The sequence below is a fragment of the Aurantimicrobium minutum genome, assembly GCF_029894165.1.
Taxonomy (GTDB): Bacteria; Actinomycetota; Actinomycetes; order Actinomycetales; family Microbacteriaceae; genus Aurantimicrobium; species Aurantimicrobium minutum_A.
In genome coordinates this window covers 1,032,661-1,049,985 of record NZ_JARXXU010000001.1, presented here as the reverse complement: position 1 = coordinate 1,049,985, position 17,325 = coordinate 1,032,661, and the positions used below count along the sequence as shown (strand labels likewise).

Sequence of the window (17,325 nt, the reverse complement as noted above, 5' to 3'; positions counted from 1 at the left end):
AACGGGACGGCAACGTTTTGCTAACAATCAGCACCAAATAAATATTTAACATTATTTCGTCTGCTGGCGTGATAATGTAACTTAACTTTCGTCGAAGTGGACGAAATCACATACAAGTCAATGGAGACAAAACATGTCACTGAAGTCACAGCTCATCATCAACAACAAGTCTCGCGACGCTCAGGGCGGCAAGACTTTCGAGCGTCGTAACGCACTCACCAACGAGGTTGCCAGCACCGGTGCCGCAGGTACCGTTAAGGACGCCCTGCAGGCCGTTGAATCTGCTGCTGAAGCATTCAAGACCTGGTCCAAGACCGGCCCAACTCAGCGTCGCGCAGTACTCCTCAAGGCTGCAGACCTCATCGAACAGCGTGCAGGTGACTTCATCGGCTCCATGATGGCCGAAGTTGGTGCTGTTCAGCTGTGGGCTGGCTTCAATGTCTTCCTGACCGCTCAGCTCTTCCGTGAGGCTGCTGGTCTGGCTACCCAGATCCAGGGTGAGACCATCCCCACCGACAAGCCTGGTGCCTTCTCCTTCACCTTCCGTACCCCTGCTGGTGTTGTTTTCAGCATGGCGCCCTGGAACGGTACTGGCGTTCTCGCAGCTCGTGCGATTGCATACCCCCTCGTATGCGGTAACACCGTTGTCTTCCGCGCATCCGAGTTCAGCCCCATGACTCACCAGATCATCTCTGAGGTCCTGATCGAAGCTGGTCTTCCCGAAGGTGTGCTGAACTTCATCAGCACCACTCCAGAAGACGCAGACTCGGTTGTTGAAGCAATCGTGGCTCACCCCATGGTTCGCCGTATCAACTTCACCGGATCGACCAACGTTGGTCGCATCATTGCTCAGAAGGCAGCAAAGCACCTCAAGCCCGTTCTCCTCGAACTTGGTGGCAAGGCACCTCAGGTCGTTCTGGACGATGCAGACATCGACGGCGCAGTCAACGCTGCGGTATTCGGTGCCTTCATGTACCAGGGCCAGATCTGCATGTCGACCGAACGCTTCGTGGTTGATGAGTCCATCGCTGATGAGTTCGTCAAGAAGTTCGCCGAGCGTGCTCGCACCCTGCCCGCTGGTGACCCCATGACCGACCCCAACGTTATCGTTGGACCCATGATCCGTCCCGAGTCCGGTGACCGTATCAACAAGATGATCACTGACGCTCTCGCTAAGGGTGCAGAAGTTATCGCCGGTGGTCCTGCTCTCGGTGCTGCAATGCCTGCAACCATCGTGGACAAGGTCAAGCCCGGTATGGACATCTACGACCTCGAGACCTTCGGCCCCATCACCACGATTGTTCGTGTCAAGGGTGTTGACGAAGCTATCCGCGTCGCAAACGACACTGACTACGGTCTGGCCGCAGCAGTATTCGGTAAGGACAGCACTCGTGCTCTCCAGGTTGCTCTGCAGATCGATGCAGGTCACGTTCACGTCAACGGTGCAACCGTTCAGAACGAGGCACAGGCACCCTACGGTGGTATGAAGAGCAGCGGTTACGGACGCTTCGACGGCCGTGGCGTCATCAACGAATTCACTGACCTCAAGTGGATCACCGTTGAGCCTTCCGACCAGCCTTACCCCTTCTAATCAGAGACGATAGGACTGAAAGAAAACCATGAAAATCACAGCAGCTGTTGCCCGCAAGGCAGGCAAAGACCTCGTCATTGAGGACATTGACCTTGACGCACTTCGCCCCAATGAAGTTCGCGTACGTATGGTCGCTTCGGGCGTATGCCACACGGACGCTATTGTCCGTGACCAGGTGTACCCCACCCCACTCCCCGCTGTCCTCGGACACGAGGGTGCTGGCGTAATCGAAGCTGTGGGCGAAGAGGTTGTGAACTACGCCGTAGGTGACCACGTGGTCATGAACGCTGCATTCTGTGGCTACTGCAACAAGTGTCGTTCTGGCCTCGTGGCCTACTGCGAGAACCTATGGGCTGCTGACTTCGCTGGACGTCGTTCCGACGGCACCACCGCTTTCAGCAAGAAGGGTGAGGTCATTTCCTCTCACTTCTTCGGACAGTCCTCGTTCGCGTCCTACTCGAACGTCGTACAGGAAAGCCTCATCAAGATCGATAAGGACATCCCCCTGGAAATCGTTGCCCCTCTGGGTTGCGGTATTCAGACCGGTGCTGGTTCGATCCTGAACGAGCTCAAGCCTGAACTGGGAAGCACCCTGGTTATCATCGGAACCGGCGCCGTCGGTTTTGGTGCAATCATGGCCGGTATCATCGCTGGTTGCGAGAACGTGATTGCAGTTGACATTCACGACTCTCGTCTCTCGCTTGCTAAGGAGATTGGTGCAACAGCAACAATCAACACCACCAAGCTGGATCTCAACCGCGAAATCATGCGACTGACCAACGGTGCTGGCGCAAACTACATTCTGGACACCACTGGTCGTCCCGAGGTATTGCGTGAAGCAGCTGACTCTCTGGGCCTTCGTGGCACCCTCGCTCTCGTGGGTGTTGCAAAGCCTGGTACTGAAGTTTCCTTCGAAATTGGCCTTTCTTTGGTCAAGGGTTGGACATTCAAGACCATCATCCAGGGAAGCTCAGTTCCACAGGTATTCATTCCTAAGCTGATTCAGCTCTGGAAGGAAGGCCGTTTCCCCATCGACAAGCTGATGAAGAACTACGATCTCAAGGACATCAACCAGGGCTTCCACGACTCACACACCGGTGTGACGATCAAGCCAGTGGTTGTTTTCTAAGACATCACACACAAGTGGGCCAGGAGAAATCCTGGCCCACTTTCTTGTTTCCCTACAAACAAAAAAGACCGGCTTTATGCCGGTCTTTTTCTCTTTGGTCGGGCTGACAGGATTTGAACCTGCGACCCCTTGACCCCCAGTCAAGTGCGCTACCAAGCTGCGCCACAGCCCGTCGTCTCTGTGATTTCTCACGAAGACAACTTGTTTATCTTATCGGTTATTGGAGGAAGTTTTGTGCGCAGAACTCTTTCCGTACTTCCTCTTGGAGATGAAAGAAGCGACAAACGGAGTGAGCCATAACAACAACAATGCATACAGGCCGATGGAGGGGAAAGTTACGGCTATCACGATGGAGATAGCTAACAAAACAGCAACGACCTCGGAGCCAATGAGCCCCTTGAGCCTGGTCACATGAGAACCAAGCAACTCGGGATGTTTCCTGACGTGGAGCTTCATGAATAATTGTGTCAGAGCCAGGAGCATCATGGTTGCGAGATAGATCAGGTTCGCCCATCCCGCAGGACCTTTTGAGTCAACAATCAACACTGTGGGGAACGGAATGAATACGATGCCGAGTAACCAGAACATGTTGAGCATCATGATCGGCATATCAACTTGCTTCAACTGATCGAAAAAACTGTGGTGGAGGAACCAGTAATACGCAATGACAGCAAAACTAAACAAGAAGACGTAGAACTGGGTTGCGACGGATTCCAGAAACGCGTTGATGTTTTGAGTCCCAAGATTGCTTGCTTCGTCGACCAGAGGCAGGACAAGAATAGTGATCGCGATGGCCACCACGGCATCTGAAAAGTTGACCAGGCGGTCAAAACCACGACTACTCGCCACGATGTGCCTCCACATGTGCTTCGATTCGGCCTCGCAAGCCAGGCCAAGAAGCTGCGAAACCGGGGTGGAGGGGGAAAGAGTCCACTTCACTGAATGCGATCCAGGCGAGTGCTTCGCTTTCTGTATCCCCCATCACAGGTTCAAAGACTTCCGAAGTCTCTACGACGACGGTGGTGTAGCTCCAGAACTCTAAATCAAATACTTGCGTAAAGATTACGGTTACCAAATCTGCAGGAACACCTGCTTCTTCGTGAGCTTCGCGAAGCGCACCAGAGACGGCGTCCTCCCCCATACGGATGGCTCCCCCCGGGATTCCCCATGTTCCTCCGTGGTGTGACCACTCGGCACGGTGCTGCAGAAGGATCCCCGCAGTGGGGTGATAGACGAGAAGACCAGCAGCACCGAAAGTGCCCCAGTATTTCGTGCCATCAGGACCTTGTACCCACGCATCCCCGGGATCACGAAGGTGAGGCGGCGGAAGCTGCGGGGGTATTTTGCCCATGACAGAAGACTAACGCTTGCGCTTTTCGCGCACACGCATGTTGACATTGATGGGCGAACCCTCAAAGCCATAAATCTCACGCAGGCGACGCTGAATGTAACGACGGTAGCCGGGATCCAAGAACCCGGTCGTGAAGAGAACGAATGTGGGAGGACGAGTCGAGGACTGCGTTCCAAAGAGTATGCGAGGCTGCTTTCCACCACGTAGAGGGTGTGGGTGTGCCGCGGTGAGTTCTGCCAAGAAGGCATTGAACTTTCCGGTAGGAATTCGGGTATCCCATGACTCCAGAGCACGTTCGAGAGCTGGCACAAGCTTTTCCATGTGGCGACCGGTACGAGCAGAAATGTTCACACGAGGAGCCCACGCCACGTGGGCAAGATCCTGTTCAATTTCACGCTCGAGGTAGCGACGACGGTCATCATCCAGCATGTCCCACTTATTGAAAGCGAGAACAAGAGCGCGGCCAGACTCCAGCACCAAGTCAATGATGCGCACGTCCTGCTCGGAGATGGCTTCGGTCACGTCAATCATGACAACGGCGACTTCAGCCTTTTCCAATGCCGCACTGGTGCGCAAGGTGGCGTAGAAGTCTGCGCCCTGCTGAAGGTGAACACGTCGACGAATACCGGCGGTATCAACGAAACGCCAGATCTTGCCGGCAATCTCTACCTGCTCGTCTACGGGATCACGGGTGGTTCCAGCTAGCTCATTGACAACGACACGTTCTTCACCAGCCGCCTTGTTGAGAAGCGAAGACTTTCCTACGTTTGGTCGGCCGAGGATAGCAACGCGTCGGGGGCCACCCACTTCCTGCTTAGCTACCGCGGAAACCGCGGGGAGTTTGGGAATTACCATGTCAAGAAGATCGGCAACACCACGGCCGTGAAGCGCGGACACAGGGTAGGGCTCACCGAGGCCCAAGGACCACAGTGATGCAATGTTGGGTTCTTGACGGGCGTCATCAACCTTGTTTGCGAGGAGGTAGACAGGGATTTTTGTCTTGCGCAGCAACTTGACGACATGCTCGTCAGTTGCGGTGGCGCCGACGTTACCGTCCACGACGAACAGAACAGCATCTGCCAGGTCGATGGCGACCTCTGCCTGCGCGGCGACAGACGCATTAATTCCCTTAGCATCTGGCTCCCAGCCACCGGTGTCGACGAGTGTGAACTGACGTTCCATCCACTCGGCCTTGTAGTTCACACGGTCACGGGTGACACCCGGGGTGTCTTCCACAACTGCTTCGCGGCGACCAATAATTCGGTTTACGAGTGCAGACTTGCCCACGTTGGGGCGACCGACGACTGCCAACACAGGTAGTGCAGGGAGGAACGTAATCTTGTCAGGGTCTTCGGTGACCGTGTCGAGTAGCTCGAAGTCTTCGTCGTCGAGGTCGTAGTCCTCGAGGCCAGCTCGCAGCGAGGCTGCCCGAGCGATAGCTAGTTCTTCATCGAGGACTTCGAGGCGCTCTGATAGTCCGTCTTGGTCTAATTCGTCGTCAAAGAATTCTTCGTCGGTGGGCTTGTTATCAGCCATGATTTTCTCCTTCGCGCGGCATTACGACATGCGTGAGCGAATGACTCCTACAACCGCATCAATCGTCTGGGCATAGTCCAGATCAGTTGAATCCACGGTCACAACGCCATCTGCGGCGGTCATGAAGTCAGATACACGCGAGTCGGCTGCATCCCTGGCACGCAGTGCAGACGCCGTTTGATCTTGCGAGTGCTGTGGAAGTTCCGCAGACCGCCTAGTCATTCTAGCTTCTTCACTGGCTGTGAGTAGGATTCGAGCCTGGGCATCGGGTGCAACAACTGTGGTGATGTCACGGCCTTCCGCAATAATTCCAGGTTTATCTGTCGTCGCCATGATGTGACGGAAGAGATCACTGAGATATTGGCGGACTACCGGGACCTTCGCAACTTTGCTCACCACATCGGTGATGCGCGTCTCACGAATTGCGTCGGTGATGTCTTGCTCGTTCACATGGACGTAGTAGTCATCTGGATCAGTGCTGATGACATACCCGAATTCATCCAGCGACTCGACGACGGCTTGTTCAACAGCAGGGTCGACACCCTGGTTGAGAACATGCCAGGCCACGGCACGGTACGCCGCACCGGTGTCGAGGTATGCAAAACCCAACTGCCGTGCAGCTGCTTTGGAAACACTGGACTTGCCACTGCCAGCGGGGCCATCAATTGCGACAACAACGGGGGCGCTCATTAGGCCACTCTCCAGTTTCTTTTTTCAAGATCTTTCAGCAAGGAATCGCGCACCTCTGGAATGACCGAGAATTCGACCATGCCCATTTGGGCGCCTTCCGCGTGTTCGAGCCGCAGATCTTCCACATTAATGTTGAGTTCCCCTAATTCGGTCAGGAGTTGCGCAAGCTGTCCGGGGCGGTCATCAACGAGAACCACGATTTGAGCAAAGCGTCGGTTCTGACCGTGTTTTCCAGGAAGTCGGGCCACTCCTGCGTTCCCGGCAGACATTTCCTCAGCAATAATTGTGCGCGCCCCAGGAGCATCGACATCTCGGAGGGCGTCAGTGACGTTCTGAAGGTCTTTCTGGAGGTTTTCAAGCACACCTACGATGGAGTCTTTATTTGCACCCAGAATCTGAATCCACAGCTCAGGTGAGCTTGCAGCGATACGAGTTACATCGCGCACACCCTGCCCTGCGAGCCGGACTGCGTCATCCGAGGCACCTTCAAGTTGTTTAGCCATCAAGCTGGACACAATCTGGGGAACATGGGAAACAAGACCCACAGCTTGATCATGTGCTTGAGGTGTCATTTCGATGGGTACGGCACCCACATCAAGTGCCAGGTCTTCCACAAGTGCTAATGCCCACGGAGGTGTCTCTTCCACACGGCAGACAACCCAAGGACGTCCGATAAAAAGATCGCCACGGGCACTAATCGCTCCCCCGCGTTCCCGACCGGCCAATGGATGACTACCGATGTACCGGGTGATGTCGACACCGCGCTCACGGAGTTGATTCAGTGGTGCAAGTTTCACACTGGCGACATCAGTGACGACGGCCGAAGGGTATGCACGAAGTTCGGCCTCAATGACATCAGAGGTGACATCGGGGGGAACACACACCACGATGACCTGAGGAACATCTGTTGCACTTGCAGGACGACCTGCACCCAGATCAGCGGCTAGCCGCACCGAGCTGGGTGAAGAGTCCGCCAACACAACATCCACACCCTGCGAGCGCAGAGCGAGGCCAATACTTGCGCCGAGGAGACCGGTGCCCACTATCCGGACTTGGGCATTCAAACGAACGGGGTGAGTATCAGACATTAGTCCTCTCCCTCGTTATCGTCGTTGTCCTGCTCAACATAGGCAGGGAGGTCTTGAGTATTGGAGCGGGAAAGCTGGAGCACTTCACCGAGTTCAATTTTAGTGAGGTCGCGCAGATGACCGACCGGGAGGGTGCCGAGATGGAGGGGGCCAAATGCACGACGAACGAGCTCTACGACGGGGTGACCCACTTCTTTGAGCATGCGACGAACGATGCGGTTACGACCCGAGTGCAAGGTGATTTCCACTAATGAGGATTCCCCATTTGCAGAGGCAGAGAGAAGACGTGCTTTGTCGGCCTGAATGTAACCGTCGCTGAGGTCAAATCCCGTGGTGAGCTTAGAGAGGGTCTGGGGTGTCACTTTACCCCGCACCTTCGCGATATAGGTTTTCTGCACGCCAAATGAAGGGTGTGCCAGCACATGCGCCAGATCACCATCATTGGTCAGAATGAGTAAACCGCTCGTGTCTTGGTCTAGGCGCCCCACATAGAACAAACGTTCTTCGTAGTCCCTGGTGTAATCAGAGAGGTCTGGACGTCCACGATCATCTGCCATTGAACTGACAACACCGACAGGCTTATTCAAAATGATGTAGCGCTTTGAGGTGTCCACTTGTACGGGAACACCATCTACGGTGACCTCATCCACTTCTGGATCGACGCGCAGCCCTGGCTCGGTGACGAGCTGGCCGTTCACGGCCACACGCCCGGCTGCAATCATGTTCTCAGCAACGCGACGAGAGGCCACACCCGCAGCGGCCATCACCTTCTGAATACGTATCCCCTCAGGAGCTGCAGCAGCATCCCAGTCCTCGATAGGAGGACGGTCAGCGTTTTTTATACCCTCGGGAAGTGGGTCACCACTACGAAGCGTCGACATCGAAGCCTTCCTGGCCGTCAGAGAGCAAAGGTGAAATCAAGGGAAGCTCATCCAAGGTGTTGATACCCAGCTGCTGGAGCAGGAGATCACTCGTGCCATAGAGAATGGCTCCAGTCTCCGCATCACTTGATACTTCTGTAATGAGACCACGGCTGAGAAGCGTGCGCACGACAGAGTCAACGTTCACTGCACGAATTTGCGCAATCTGGCCACGGCTGATGGGCTGTTTGTAGGCAATAACAGCCAGGGTTTCCAGGGCAGCTTGGGACAACTTGGTGGGGTTTTGTGTGAGAACAAAGTCCGCGACGACGTGGTCGTACGTTTCGCGGACATAAATACGCCATCCGCCACCGACTTCACGCAGTTCGAAACCGCGCTCGACTCCCCCGTGAGCTCCGTTGTAGTCAGTGACCAGGTTCTCAATGGCAGCTTTAACCGCCTTGAAGGGGACACTCATAGCGGTCGCAATCGACACCATGGACTGTGGCTCGTCAGCGATCATCAAAATCGCCTCAATGGCGCGTTCCACATCCACCGCAGTCGCGTGTTCTGCAACGGTGGTGTCGATCACCTCGTCGACGGTGATGTTGTCGGTGTTATCGGTCATAGTCAGCCCCTAGATTGGCAAGGTTGTCATCCGACCAGTTGGTGGCAGTCCACTCGATGGTCAAATCTCCCAGGGGTTCGTCCTGGGCAAAAGTAATCGCTGCATGACGGTAGAGCTCCAGTACAGCCAAGAATCGTGCCACGATCACGCCAGCTACTGCCGCATCCGCTACGAGTTCTCTAAAGGTCATGGGTTTGCCGGATCGAAGCTTGGTCACAACCTGCGCCGCTTGTTCACGAATACTCACCAGCGGGGCATGCAAGTGATCAAGTCCCACAACGGGGATCTCACGCGGCGCCATGGCCAACATGGCCAACGCCGCAAAGTCGTCCACATTGGTGTTCCAGATCAGTTCAGGAACCTGCCTCCTGAAACGATCCTCCAAACGAACAGTGCGGGCATGACGGGTTGATTCAGCTTCCAGATGTTCCGCAAACCACAGAGCAACATCTTTGAAAGCACGGTATTGCAAAAGCCGTGCAAAGAGCAGATCTCGCGCTTCAAACAATGCGGCATCTTCGGCATCGACCACTTCACCCTGTGGCAACAAGCCTGCGACCTTGAGGTCAAGGAGTGTGGCAGCGATCACGAGAAATTCGGTCGCTGCGTCAAGCTCCTTATCCAGATCGAGTGTCTTGAGGTACTGAATGAACTCATCAGTGACGACGCTGAGGGAAATCTCGGTGATGTCGAGTTCATGTTTGGAAATGAGGTTGAGAAGGAGGTCAAAAGGCCCCTCAAATACGCCTACGGCAACACGGAAACCGCCGTCGATAACCTCTTCAGGAGTATCGACAGCGTCGGTGGTGGGGTCGCTAAGCGACGACACCACGTTCGATCAGTTCACGAGCGAGCTGGCGGTAGGCATGAGCCGATGCATGGTCAGGCGCAAACTCGGTAATGGGGACACCCGCAACAGACGCATCGGGGAACTTGATTGTGCGACCGATGACGGTATCGGTGACCTTGTCACCGAAAGTTTCAACCACACGTTCCATGACTTCCTGCGAGTGCAGCGTGCGCGGGTCATACATCGTGGGCACGATGGCGTCGAGTTCGATCGCGGGGTTGAGTCGTTCTTTCACCTTGTCGATGGTCTCGATGAGGAGTGCAACACCGCGGAGGGCAAAGAATTCGGTTGCCAAAGGGATGATGACGCCGTGCGCCGCCGTGAGCGCGTTCACCGTGAGTAAACCCAGGGAGGGCTGGCAGTCAATGAAAATAACGTCGTAGTCGTTCTTTACTTGACGCAATACGCCGGCAAGTATCTGCTCACGTGCAACCTCGTTGACCAAGTGGACTTCTGCAGCCGAAAGGTCGATGTTGGCGGGGATGACATCGAGGTTAGGGACTTTGGAGTGCTGGATCGCTGCCTTGGTGTCTTTGACCGAGCCACGCATGAGGTCATAAATGTTCGGCACATCGTGGGTTTGAATGCCCAGACCGGCAGAGAGTGCGCCCTGTGGATCAAAGTCCACTGCCAGTACCTTACGGCCGTATTCCGCAAGGGCTGCAGCCAGATTAATACTCGTGGTTGTTTTACCCACGCCACCTTTTTGGTTGGACATCGAAATGATGCGTGCTGGACCGTGAGCAGTCAAGGGTGCTGGAACGGGGAAATCCTTGAGGGGACGTCCAGTTGGGCCGACTTTCACGCCGTTTTTGTACGTAACCACTCGAGTGTCCCCACTGTGAGATTGAGCAAAAAGTCCACCAGGTTCAGAGAATTTCCTTCCCCGGTAGTGATGCCCATTCTAGCTAGAATTGGGGCCAGAATGCTGTGCTCGGGGGTGCGCCGTGACGTAGGTTTCACGTAACGTGTCCGCGGTCACCAGGGTGTAAATCTGTGTCGTAGCAACCGAAGCATGCCCCAGAAGCTCTTGTACTACTCGAACATCCGCTCCGCCTGCTAACAAATGAGTTGCAAAAGTGTGCCGAAAAGTGTGCGGGGAAAGCTCTATGTCAAGCTGTGCCCTCTCCCCAGCTTCACGAATGATGAGCCACGCCATTTGCCGAGATACCCGAGCACCCCGCGGCCCTAGGAACAGGGCGGGAGTTGATGCACCCCGAGCTGAAAAAATAGGACGCACTCGGACAAGGTAAGCATCGAGTGCAGCTTGAGCATACGAACCGACAGGAACAATGCGCTGCTTACCCCCTTTCCCCCGGACGCGAATCATGCCGTCGCCCACGGTAACGTCATCCACGTTCAAACTCACTGCCTCCGAGATGCGCGCACCGGTGGCATAGAGCAATTCGAGTAACGCTTTGTCTCGAACCCGCACTTCTTCGTCACCATCCGTGGCGGCGAGCAAAGCAGACATCTGTTCCACGCTGATTGCTTTGGGCAGTCTTTTGGGAAGTTTAGGTGGGTTTACATCCACCGTCACGTTGTTCTCGATGATTTGTTCTTCTACTAAAAACTTGTGAAAGCCCTTGATGGAACTCAGTGTTCGGGACTGACTGGAGCTCGTCAACGGACTGTCAGCGCGGGTTGCGAGCCATTGAACATACGCACTGACATCCTGCAGTGAAATATTCGCAGCATCGGTCGTGCCACGCTCACCCAGCCATGCAAGGTAGGCATCAATATCGCGCGTATACGCAGCTACCGTGTTGAGGGATAATCCGCGCTCGATAGCGACAAACCTCAGATACTGATCGCGGGCGCGTTGCAGATTCATCGTGACCTAGGCCTGCCAGGACGCTCCGCTACCAGAAGCATCCCGCCATTCCCGCATGGACCAGGGTGCGTCACCAGGGCGCAACGTGTCCCAGCCGCGAGCACGTGAAGCATGGGCGTTCAACACGGCAATCTGGAAAATCGAGTTACTGACCTTACCTGTCAGCACACTCTCGTGTGCATCGTCCAGGCTCACCCAGCGCAGCTCCATGTCCGCTTCTTCGTCACTACGGTCAAAAGGAACGGGAGTGGTGTGCAGATCTCGAGCAAGGAAAATACGGACGATCTCATTCGACCCGCCCGGTGAGGTGAAGTAATCGGTGAGAACCGACCACGAGTCTGCGTGCAGGTCAACTTCTTCTGCGAGTTCACGCTGGGCAGCCAGAAGTGCACTTTCACCTGCGATATCCAACAGCCCTGCCGGAATTTCCCATTCGCGGGTTCGAATGGGATGACGGTATTGCTGGATCGCAATAAACCGATCATTGTCATCCAGCGCCAGCACCGCAACTGCCCCGGTGTGATCAACATAATCACGGGCAATTTCGTGACCGTTGTATTCAAAACGCTCGTGCTCGATGTTCCAGACACGTCCGGTGAACACCGTTGATCGTTCGGTGATCGTCACCTCAGTGGGCTGGTCAGCAATACCGTCCCGTGGGGTGGGGGTCATGACTATGCCTTTTCGAGATCGAACAGGCGTGTTGCCTTCTGGCGTTCCAGGGCGGCTTCCACCAAACCTGCGAACAGAGGGTGTGCGTTGTTGGGACGAGAGCGCAGTTCAGGGTGAGCCTGAGTAGCGATGTAATAAGGGTGAACGTCACGAGGAAGTTCAACGAATTCCACCAACTGACCGTCAGGTGATGTTCCCGAGAAAGACAGACCTGCATCAGCAATCTGCTGACGATAGGTGTTGTTCACTTCGTAACGGTGACGGTGACGTTCCTCAATCAGCTCTGAACCATAGACAGTAGCGGCCAAAGAACCGGGTGCGAGTGCGGCCTTGTAGAGGCCCAAACGCATGGTTCCGCCCATGTCACCGGCGTTAATGATGTCGACCTGCTCAGCCATGGTGGCAATCACAGGAGTCTTTGTTGCTGGGTCAAACTCTGAGGAAGATGCATCCGGGAGTCCCGCAAGGTTACGAGCGTATTCAATCACCATGCACTGCAGACCCAAGCACAGCCCCAGTGTGGGTATACCGTTCTCACGAGCAAACTTCAAGGCGCCAAGCTTGCCTTCGATGCCGCGAATGCCGAAACCACCCGGGACACAAATGCCATCGAGGTCGGAGAGGTTTTCAGCAGCACCGTCGTGTGTTTCGCAATCGTCCGAGGGAATCCAGCGCAGGTTGACTTTGGTGCGGTTCTGGAAACCACCAGCACGCAATGCTTCGGTAACCGAGAGGTAGGCGTCAGGCAAGTCGATGTACTTACCCACGAGTCCGATAGTGACTTCGTGTGCAGGATCATGGACAGCTTCAAGCAGGGGCGACCAGTGTGACCAGTCCACGTCACTGCAGTCCAGTCCCAGTTGCTCGACAATGTAGGCATCCAGGCCCTGGCTGTGAAGCATGGTCGGAATGTCATAGATGCTGGGCACATCGACCGCGTTGACGACGGCGTCTTCATCCACGTCACACATCAGTGCAATCTTGCGCTTGTTGCTTTCAGTCACCGGCCGATCTGAGCGCAATACGAGCGCATCCGGCTGGATACCGATCGAGCGCAGAGCTGCAACAGAATGTTGAGTGGGCTTGGTCTTTTGCTCACCCGAGGCACCCATAAATGGAACGAGGGAAACGTGGACAAAGAAGACGTTCTTTCGTCCGAGTTCGTGACGAACCTGACGTGCAGACTCGATGAAGGGCTGTGATTCGATGTCACCGACGGTGCCACCAATTTCAGTAATAATGACGTCTGGCTGAGGAATATCCTCGGCCTGAAGGCGCATACGGCGCTTAATTTCGTCCGTGATGTGGGGAATGACCTGGACGGTGTCTCCCAGGTACTCACCTCGACGCTCCTTGGCGATGACCTGGGAATAAATCTGCCCCGTGGTCACGTTCGCTGCCTGGGAAAGATTGATGTCCAGAAAGCGCTCGTAGTGACCGATGTCAAGGTCAGTCTCTGCTCCGTCATCAGTGACGAAGACTTCACCGTGTTGGAACGGGTTCATGGTGCCCGGATCCACGTTGAGATACGGGTCTAACTTCTGCATCACAACGCGAAGACCGCGTGCGGTGAGAAGATTGCCGAGGCTAGCCGCCGTCAGGCCTTTACCGAGTGACGAGACGACGCCCCCGGTGACAAAAATGTGCTTGGTTACGTTTAATCCCGAAGTATTCACCACGGAATTAGAGCTTATCAGCGACCAGAGGCCAGCTGAATCAACTCGCGGGCGTGAGCTAAAGCATTTTCTGAATCTGGCAGACCAGAGAGCAATCTGGCCATCTCTGCTTCCCGGGCTTCTCCGCGCAGAACTTGGACACTACTTTCTGTTACATCTCCGGATGTGTCCTTGACTACGCGGAGATGATTAGTCGCAAATGCTGCGACCTGGGCCAAGTGGGTCACCACAATTACTTGGGACTTTTCTGCCAAGCGGGCAAGGCGTCGTCCGATTTCTATCGCCGACGCACCACCGACACCAGAGTCAACTTCATCGAAAACATACGTGGGTACAGAATCTTCTCCAGCGATGACAACCTCCAACGCAAGCATGATGCGTGAAAGTTCACCGCCTGAAGCGCTCTTGGAGATGGGGCGAGGATCTGAACCCGGGTGTGGCCGGAGTAAAAGCTCCACAGTGTCACGCCCGTGGAGAGCGAGGTCCTCCCCGTGCGTGACCTTCACAAACAGCTGCGCATCGGGCATCGCCAATGCGGCAAGCTCCTGCGTTACTGCTCCAGAAAGTCGCTCGGCGGCTGCTACGCGCAGTTCATGCAGCGCATCAGCTCCGCGAATGACGAGGGCGTGATCGGCTGCCACTTCTTCTGCGAGCTCGGTGATGCGTTCGCCATCGTTATCCAACTCGAACAGGCGTGCACTTCCGGAATCCAGGAGAGCAATCACCTCCTCGAGGCTGGGACCATACTTGCGCATGAGTGTGGTGAGTTCTGCTCGACGTTCCTGAATGGTGTTCAGGTCTCGCTCATCTTCAGCTTCAAGATTGGCCAAATGACTGGATAGCTGGCCGGTAACCTCATGTAACTGGAGTGAGAGCTGGGTCAACGTGTCTGAAATCACGGCAAGGACGGGATCAACATCGGCCATTTTCTCAACCTGACGCTTGGCAGCATCAACGCGCGCAAGCGCATCAGCCCCATCGCCCACTTCGGACGAGAGTGCTTCGCGAGCCAGAGCTGTAGCAATGCGCAGGTCTTCCGTGTGCGTCAAACGTTCTGCCAGCGCTCGGAGCTGTTCATCTTCTCCTGGCTGTGGAGCTAATGCTTCAATTTCCGAGATAGAGGCACGAAGTTCTTCTGCTTCGCGAACGCGCGCATCACGGGCCGCCGTGATGCTGGCAAGTTCCGCAGCATTTGCTTTCCAGCGCTTGAATGCATGGGCATACTCGCCGAGAATTTCTCCAAAATGACCTCCCGCAAAGCGATCTAGGGCCTCTCGTTGGGCAGCAGGTGACCGGAGGCGCACTTGATCAGATTGACCGTGAACAGCAACAAGGAGTTCCCCCAACTCCCCCAAGACGGCGACAGGGGTGCTGCGGCCGCCGACAACAGCGCGCGAACGTCCCTCCACTGAAACAGATCGCCCCAGAAGCAACTCATCTCCTTCGATGAGCCCCCCAGCATCGGTCACTGTCTCGGTGATGGTTTCAGGCACGGCCAGAATCCAGCGCCCCTCCACCCACGCCGTATCACTGCCGTTGCGCACAGCAGAAGAATCTGCTCGCTCACCCCGGAGCAAACCCAGCGCGGTGACCACCATGGTTTTACCCGCGCCAGTTTCACCGGTGATTGCTGTAAAACCAGGCCCTAAAGGCAAGACAGCCTCAGAGATCACTCCGAGGTCTCGGATGCGAATCTCTTCTATCACGCTGCAGGTCCCCGCCATCCAGTAACGGGAAGGTCAAACTTCTCCACCAAGCGATCGGTGAACGCCTCGGGGTGCAGACGAGCCAGAAGTACCGAGGTATCTGACTTGTTCACGACAACGCGCGCACCGGGGGGCAGGTTACGCGTGCGACGACCATCACACCACAGCACACCATGCCCACTGCGACGTTCGAGAATCTCTACCGCAAAGATCGAGTCAGGCCCCACGACCAAAGGACGCGCAAACAGAGCATGTGCAGAAAGGGGAACAAGAATCATGGCATCAACGGTGGGCCACACAACGGGGCCCCCAGCGGAGAAGCTGTACGCAGTGGAGCCGGTAGGAGTGCTCATCACCACACCATCACACCCAAAGGACGACAATGGCCTGCGGTCAACTTCAATGATGACTTCAAGCATGCGCTCACGGCTAGCTTTTTCCACAGTTGCTTCGTTGAGAGCCCAGGTTTCAAAAACCACTTCGGTGCCCACTTTGACGCGAACAGCTAACGTACTGCGTTCTTCGACGTCGTAATCTTTGGCCAGCACACGTGCGACCGTGTCCGTAATAGTGTCGCGTTCAGTTTCTGCCAAGAAGCCCACATGCCCGAGGTTTACCCCCAACATAGGGACGGCGGCGCCACGAAGGAGTTCCGCTGCTCGAAGAATTGTGCCGTCTCCACCGACAACGATGGCGCACTCAATTTTCGAAACAGACACGTCTTTATCCAGCACCAGGAGGTTGGCAAGTTCAGGAGCATGCGAAATAACCGCGGCGACTTCTAAGTCGCGAAGAACGGGAGTAGCACCTTGTGCTTGTATTTGCTGGCACACCTCAACAGCTGCTTCTAAGGTGGCCTGCTGGGCAGCGTGAGAGACAACAAGGATGTAGCGCTGTACTACTGCACTCATGCTCATGCTCCCGTCACGGTGTGGACCTGTTGAGTCCATTCTGACGGATTCGATTGACTATCCGCGCGGAGCCACAGAACATACTCGTGATTACCCGCGCCTCCGAGTATTGGGGACGACAGGAAGCCACAGACGCCCAAGCCGTTGTCAAAGGCCGACCAAAGTACTTTCATGACTGCATCTTCACGCAATGCGGGGTTGGTCACGATGCCTTCTTTGACGCCCGTGCGACCAACTTCAAACTGTGGCTTGACCAACAAAACATAGTCTGCCTCTGCTGTTGCGCAGGCTTTAAAGGCTGCCATCACATGGGTTAACGAGATGAAGGAGAGATCTGCAACGACAATGTCGGCAACAAAATCCTGTTTGACCAAACCAGAAAGTTGCGAATGATCCAGTGATTTCGCATTCACACCCTCAACGACCAGTACACGTTCATCCGAACGGATACGGGGAGAGAGTTGACCGTGCCCCACATCCAACGCCACGACCTGGCTCGCACCGCGTTCTAACAACACCTGCGTGAATCCACCCGTACTGGCCCCCACATCAAAGGCTCGGCGGCCGTCAACATCAATTCCAAAGCCATCGAGACCTGCAATCAGTTTGTGTGCGGCGCGGGAGACGTAGTGATCTGCCCCATCAACGCTGATCTCATCTGATTCAGAAACCTTCGTTGCGGGTTTGTTCACCACTTTTCCGCCGACGCGCACAAAACCTTCAGCGATGAGAGTGGCCGCGTGGGTACGCGAACGAGCTAAACCTCGTTCAGGAAGTGCGGCATCAAGACGTTGCACGGTCAC

At 55.4% G+C, this 17,325-nt stretch carries 17 protein-coding genes and 1 tRNA gene; 2 read left to right on the top strand and 16 right to left on the bottom strand.

The genetic code is table 11. The annotated features are described in order from the left end of the window. Positions 1–133 precede the first annotated feature (133 nt). Together M2119_RS05365 and M2119_RS05360 are read left to right on the top strand one after the other, a co-directional pair. On the top strand, positions 134–1,591 hold the full coding sequence (locus tag M2119_RS05365; protein ID WP_280803912.1) for an aldehyde dehydrogenase: 1,458 nt from the start codon (positions 134–136) through the stop codon (positions 1,589–1,591). 28 nt (positions 1,592–1,619) lie between these two features. Then, positions 1,620–2,720 carry an NAD(P)-dependent alcohol dehydrogenase gene (locus M2119_RS05360; RefSeq protein WP_280803911.1) on the top strand — a complete coding sequence of 367 codons (1,101 nt, stop codon included), beginning with the start codon at positions 1,620–1,622 and terminating at the stop codon, positions 2,718–2,720. A gap of 95 nt (positions 2,721–2,815) precedes the next feature. Here M2119_RS05360 and M2119_RS05355 read toward each other — a convergent pair. The 16 genes from M2119_RS05355 to M2119_RS05280 all read right to left on the bottom strand — a co-directional run bounded on the left by M2119_RS05355 (position 2,816) and on the right by M2119_RS05280 (position 17,319). Continuing rightward, positions 2,816–2,892: transfer RNA gene (locus tag M2119_RS05355), tRNA-Pro, on the bottom strand. A 38-nt stretch (positions 2,893–2,930) separates the two neighbouring features. Beyond that, the gene (locus M2119_RS05350; protein WP_280803910.1) at positions 2,931–3,569 is read right to left on the bottom strand and encodes a TMEM175 family protein; all 639 of its coding nucleotides are present in this window, start codon (positions 3,567–3,569) and stop codon (positions 2,931–2,933) included. After that, positions 3,559–4,071, bottom strand: coding sequence for an NUDIX domain-containing protein (locus tag M2119_RS05345; protein ID WP_280803909.1), 513 nt, complete (start codon positions 4,069–4,071; stop codon positions 3,559–3,561). Before M2119_RS05345 ends, M2119_RS05350 begins: the two co-directional genes overlap by 11 nt. Before the next feature lie 9 nt (positions 4,072–4,080). Beyond that, positions 4,081–5,607: a ribosome biogenesis GTPase Der gene (der, locus tag M2119_RS05340; RefSeq protein WP_280803908.1), complete on the bottom strand. Its 1,527-nt coding sequence runs from the start codon at positions 5,605–5,607 to the stop codon at positions 4,081–4,083. 21 nt (positions 5,608–5,628) lie between these two features. Beyond that, a complete protein-coding gene (gene cmk / locus M2119_RS05335) occupies positions 5,629–6,297 on the bottom strand; it encodes a (d)CMP kinase (RefSeq protein WP_280803907.1) in 669 nt (222 codons plus the stop codon). Continuing rightward, positions 6,297–7,385: a prephenate dehydrogenase gene (locus M2119_RS05330; RefSeq protein ID WP_280803906.1), complete on the bottom strand. Its 1,089-nt coding sequence runs from the start codon at positions 7,383–7,385 to the stop codon at positions 6,297–6,299. The genes cmk and M2119_RS05330 overlap by 1 nt, the downstream gene beginning before the upstream one ends. Next, positions 7,385–8,266, bottom strand: coding sequence for a pseudouridine synthase (locus M2119_RS05325; RefSeq protein ID WP_280803905.1), 882 nt, complete (start codon positions 8,264–8,266; stop codon positions 7,385–7,387). Before M2119_RS05325 ends, M2119_RS05330 begins: the two co-directional genes overlap by 1 nt. Then, the gene (gene scpB / locus M2119_RS05320) at positions 8,250–8,873 is read right to left on the bottom strand and encodes an SMC-Scp complex subunit ScpB (protein WP_280803904.1); all 624 of its coding nucleotides are present in this window, start codon (positions 8,871–8,873) and stop codon (positions 8,250–8,252) included. The genes M2119_RS05325 and scpB overlap by 17 nt, the downstream gene beginning before the upstream one ends. Next, positions 8,863–9,705, bottom strand: a complete 843-nt coding sequence (locus tag M2119_RS05315) for a segregation and condensation protein A (RefSeq protein WP_432418501.1) — start codon at positions 9,703–9,705, stop codon at positions 8,863–8,865. Before M2119_RS05315 ends, scpB begins: the two co-directional genes overlap by 11 nt. After that, complete coding sequence (locus tag M2119_RS05310; protein WP_280803903.1) at positions 9,689–10,549, bottom strand: ParA family protein; 861 nt, start codon at positions 10,547–10,549, stop codon at positions 9,689–9,691. The genes M2119_RS05315 and M2119_RS05310 overlap by 17 nt, the downstream gene beginning before the upstream one ends. A 78-nt stretch (positions 10,550–10,627) precedes the next feature. Then, positions 10,628–11,557 (bottom strand): site-specific tyrosine recombinase XerD, encoded by a 930-nt coding sequence (gene xerD, locus M2119_RS05305; protein ID WP_280803902.1) that lies wholly within the window; start codon positions 11,555–11,557, stop codon positions 10,628–10,630. Between the two features lie 6 nt (positions 11,558–11,563). Beyond that, entirely contained in the window at positions 11,564–12,229 is a 666-nt protein-coding gene (locus M2119_RS05300) for an NUDIX hydrolase (RefSeq protein ID WP_280803901.1), read from the bottom strand. 2 nt (positions 12,230–12,231) lie between these two features. After that, entirely contained in the window at positions 12,232–13,908 is a 1,677-nt protein-coding gene (locus M2119_RS05295) for a CTP synthase (protein WP_280803900.1), read from the bottom strand. A gap of 14 nt (positions 13,909–13,922) precedes the next feature. Continuing rightward, positions 13,923–15,611: a DNA repair protein RecN gene (recN, locus tag M2119_RS05290; protein WP_280803899.1), complete on the bottom strand. Its 1,689-nt coding sequence runs from the start codon at positions 15,609–15,611 to the stop codon at positions 13,923–13,925. Next, entirely contained in the window at positions 15,608–16,528 is a 921-nt protein-coding gene (locus M2119_RS05285; RefSeq protein ID WP_432418500.1) for an NAD kinase, read from the bottom strand. Before M2119_RS05285 ends, recN begins: the two co-directional genes overlap by 4 nt. After that, positions 16,525–17,319 carry a TlyA family RNA methyltransferase gene (locus tag M2119_RS05280; RefSeq protein ID WP_280803897.1) on the bottom strand — a complete coding sequence of 265 codons (795 nt, stop codon included), beginning with the start codon at positions 17,317–17,319 and terminating at the stop codon, positions 16,525–16,527. Before M2119_RS05280 ends, M2119_RS05285 begins: the two co-directional genes overlap by 4 nt. Positions 17,320–17,325 lie beyond the last annotated feature (6 nt).

What these genes read in the sequence shown, in the direction of transcription:
- M2119_RS05365 (WP_280803912.1), top strand. Translation starts at nt 134, where the DNA reads ATGTCACTGAAGTCACAGCTCATCATCAACAACAAGTCTCGCGACGCT.
- M2119_RS05360 (WP_280803911.1), top strand. Translation starts at nt 1,620, where the DNA reads ATGAAAATCACAGCAGCTGTTGCCCGCAAGGCAGGCAAAGACCTCGTC.
- M2119_RS05345 (WP_280803909.1), bottom strand. Translation starts at nt 4,071, where the DNA reads ATGGGCAAAATACCCCCGCAGCTTCCGCCGCCTCACCTTCGTGATCCC.
- der (WP_280803908.1), bottom strand. Translation starts at nt 5,607, where the DNA reads ATGGCTGATAACAAGCCCACCGACGAAGAATTCTTTGACGACGAATTA.
- cmk (WP_280803907.1), bottom strand. Translation starts at nt 6,297, where the DNA reads ATGAGCGCCCCCGTTGTTGTCGCAATTGATGGCCCCGCTGGCAGTGGC.
- M2119_RS05330 (WP_280803906.1), bottom strand. Translation starts at nt 7,385, where the DNA reads ATGTCTGATACTCACCCCGTTCGTTTGAATGCCCAAGTCCGGATAGTG.
- M2119_RS05325 (WP_280803905.1), bottom strand. Translation starts at nt 8,266, where the DNA reads ATGTCGACGCTTCGTAGTGGTGACCCACTTCCCGAGGGTATAAAAAAC.
- scpB (WP_280803904.1), bottom strand. Translation starts at nt 8,873, where the DNA reads ATGACCGATAACACCGACAACATCACCGTCGACGAGGTGATCGACACC.
- xerD (WP_280803902.1), bottom strand. Translation starts at nt 11,557, where the DNA reads ATGAATCTGCAACGCGCCCGCGATCAGTATCTGAGGTTTGTCGCTATC.
- M2119_RS05300 (WP_280803901.1), bottom strand. Translation starts at nt 12,229, where the DNA reads ATGACCCCCACCCCACGGGACGGTATTGCTGACCAGCCCACTGAGGTG.
- M2119_RS05285 (WP_432418500.1), bottom strand. Translation starts at nt 16,528, where the DNA reads ATGAGCATGAGTGCAGTAGTACAGCGCTACATCCTTGTTGTCTCTCAC.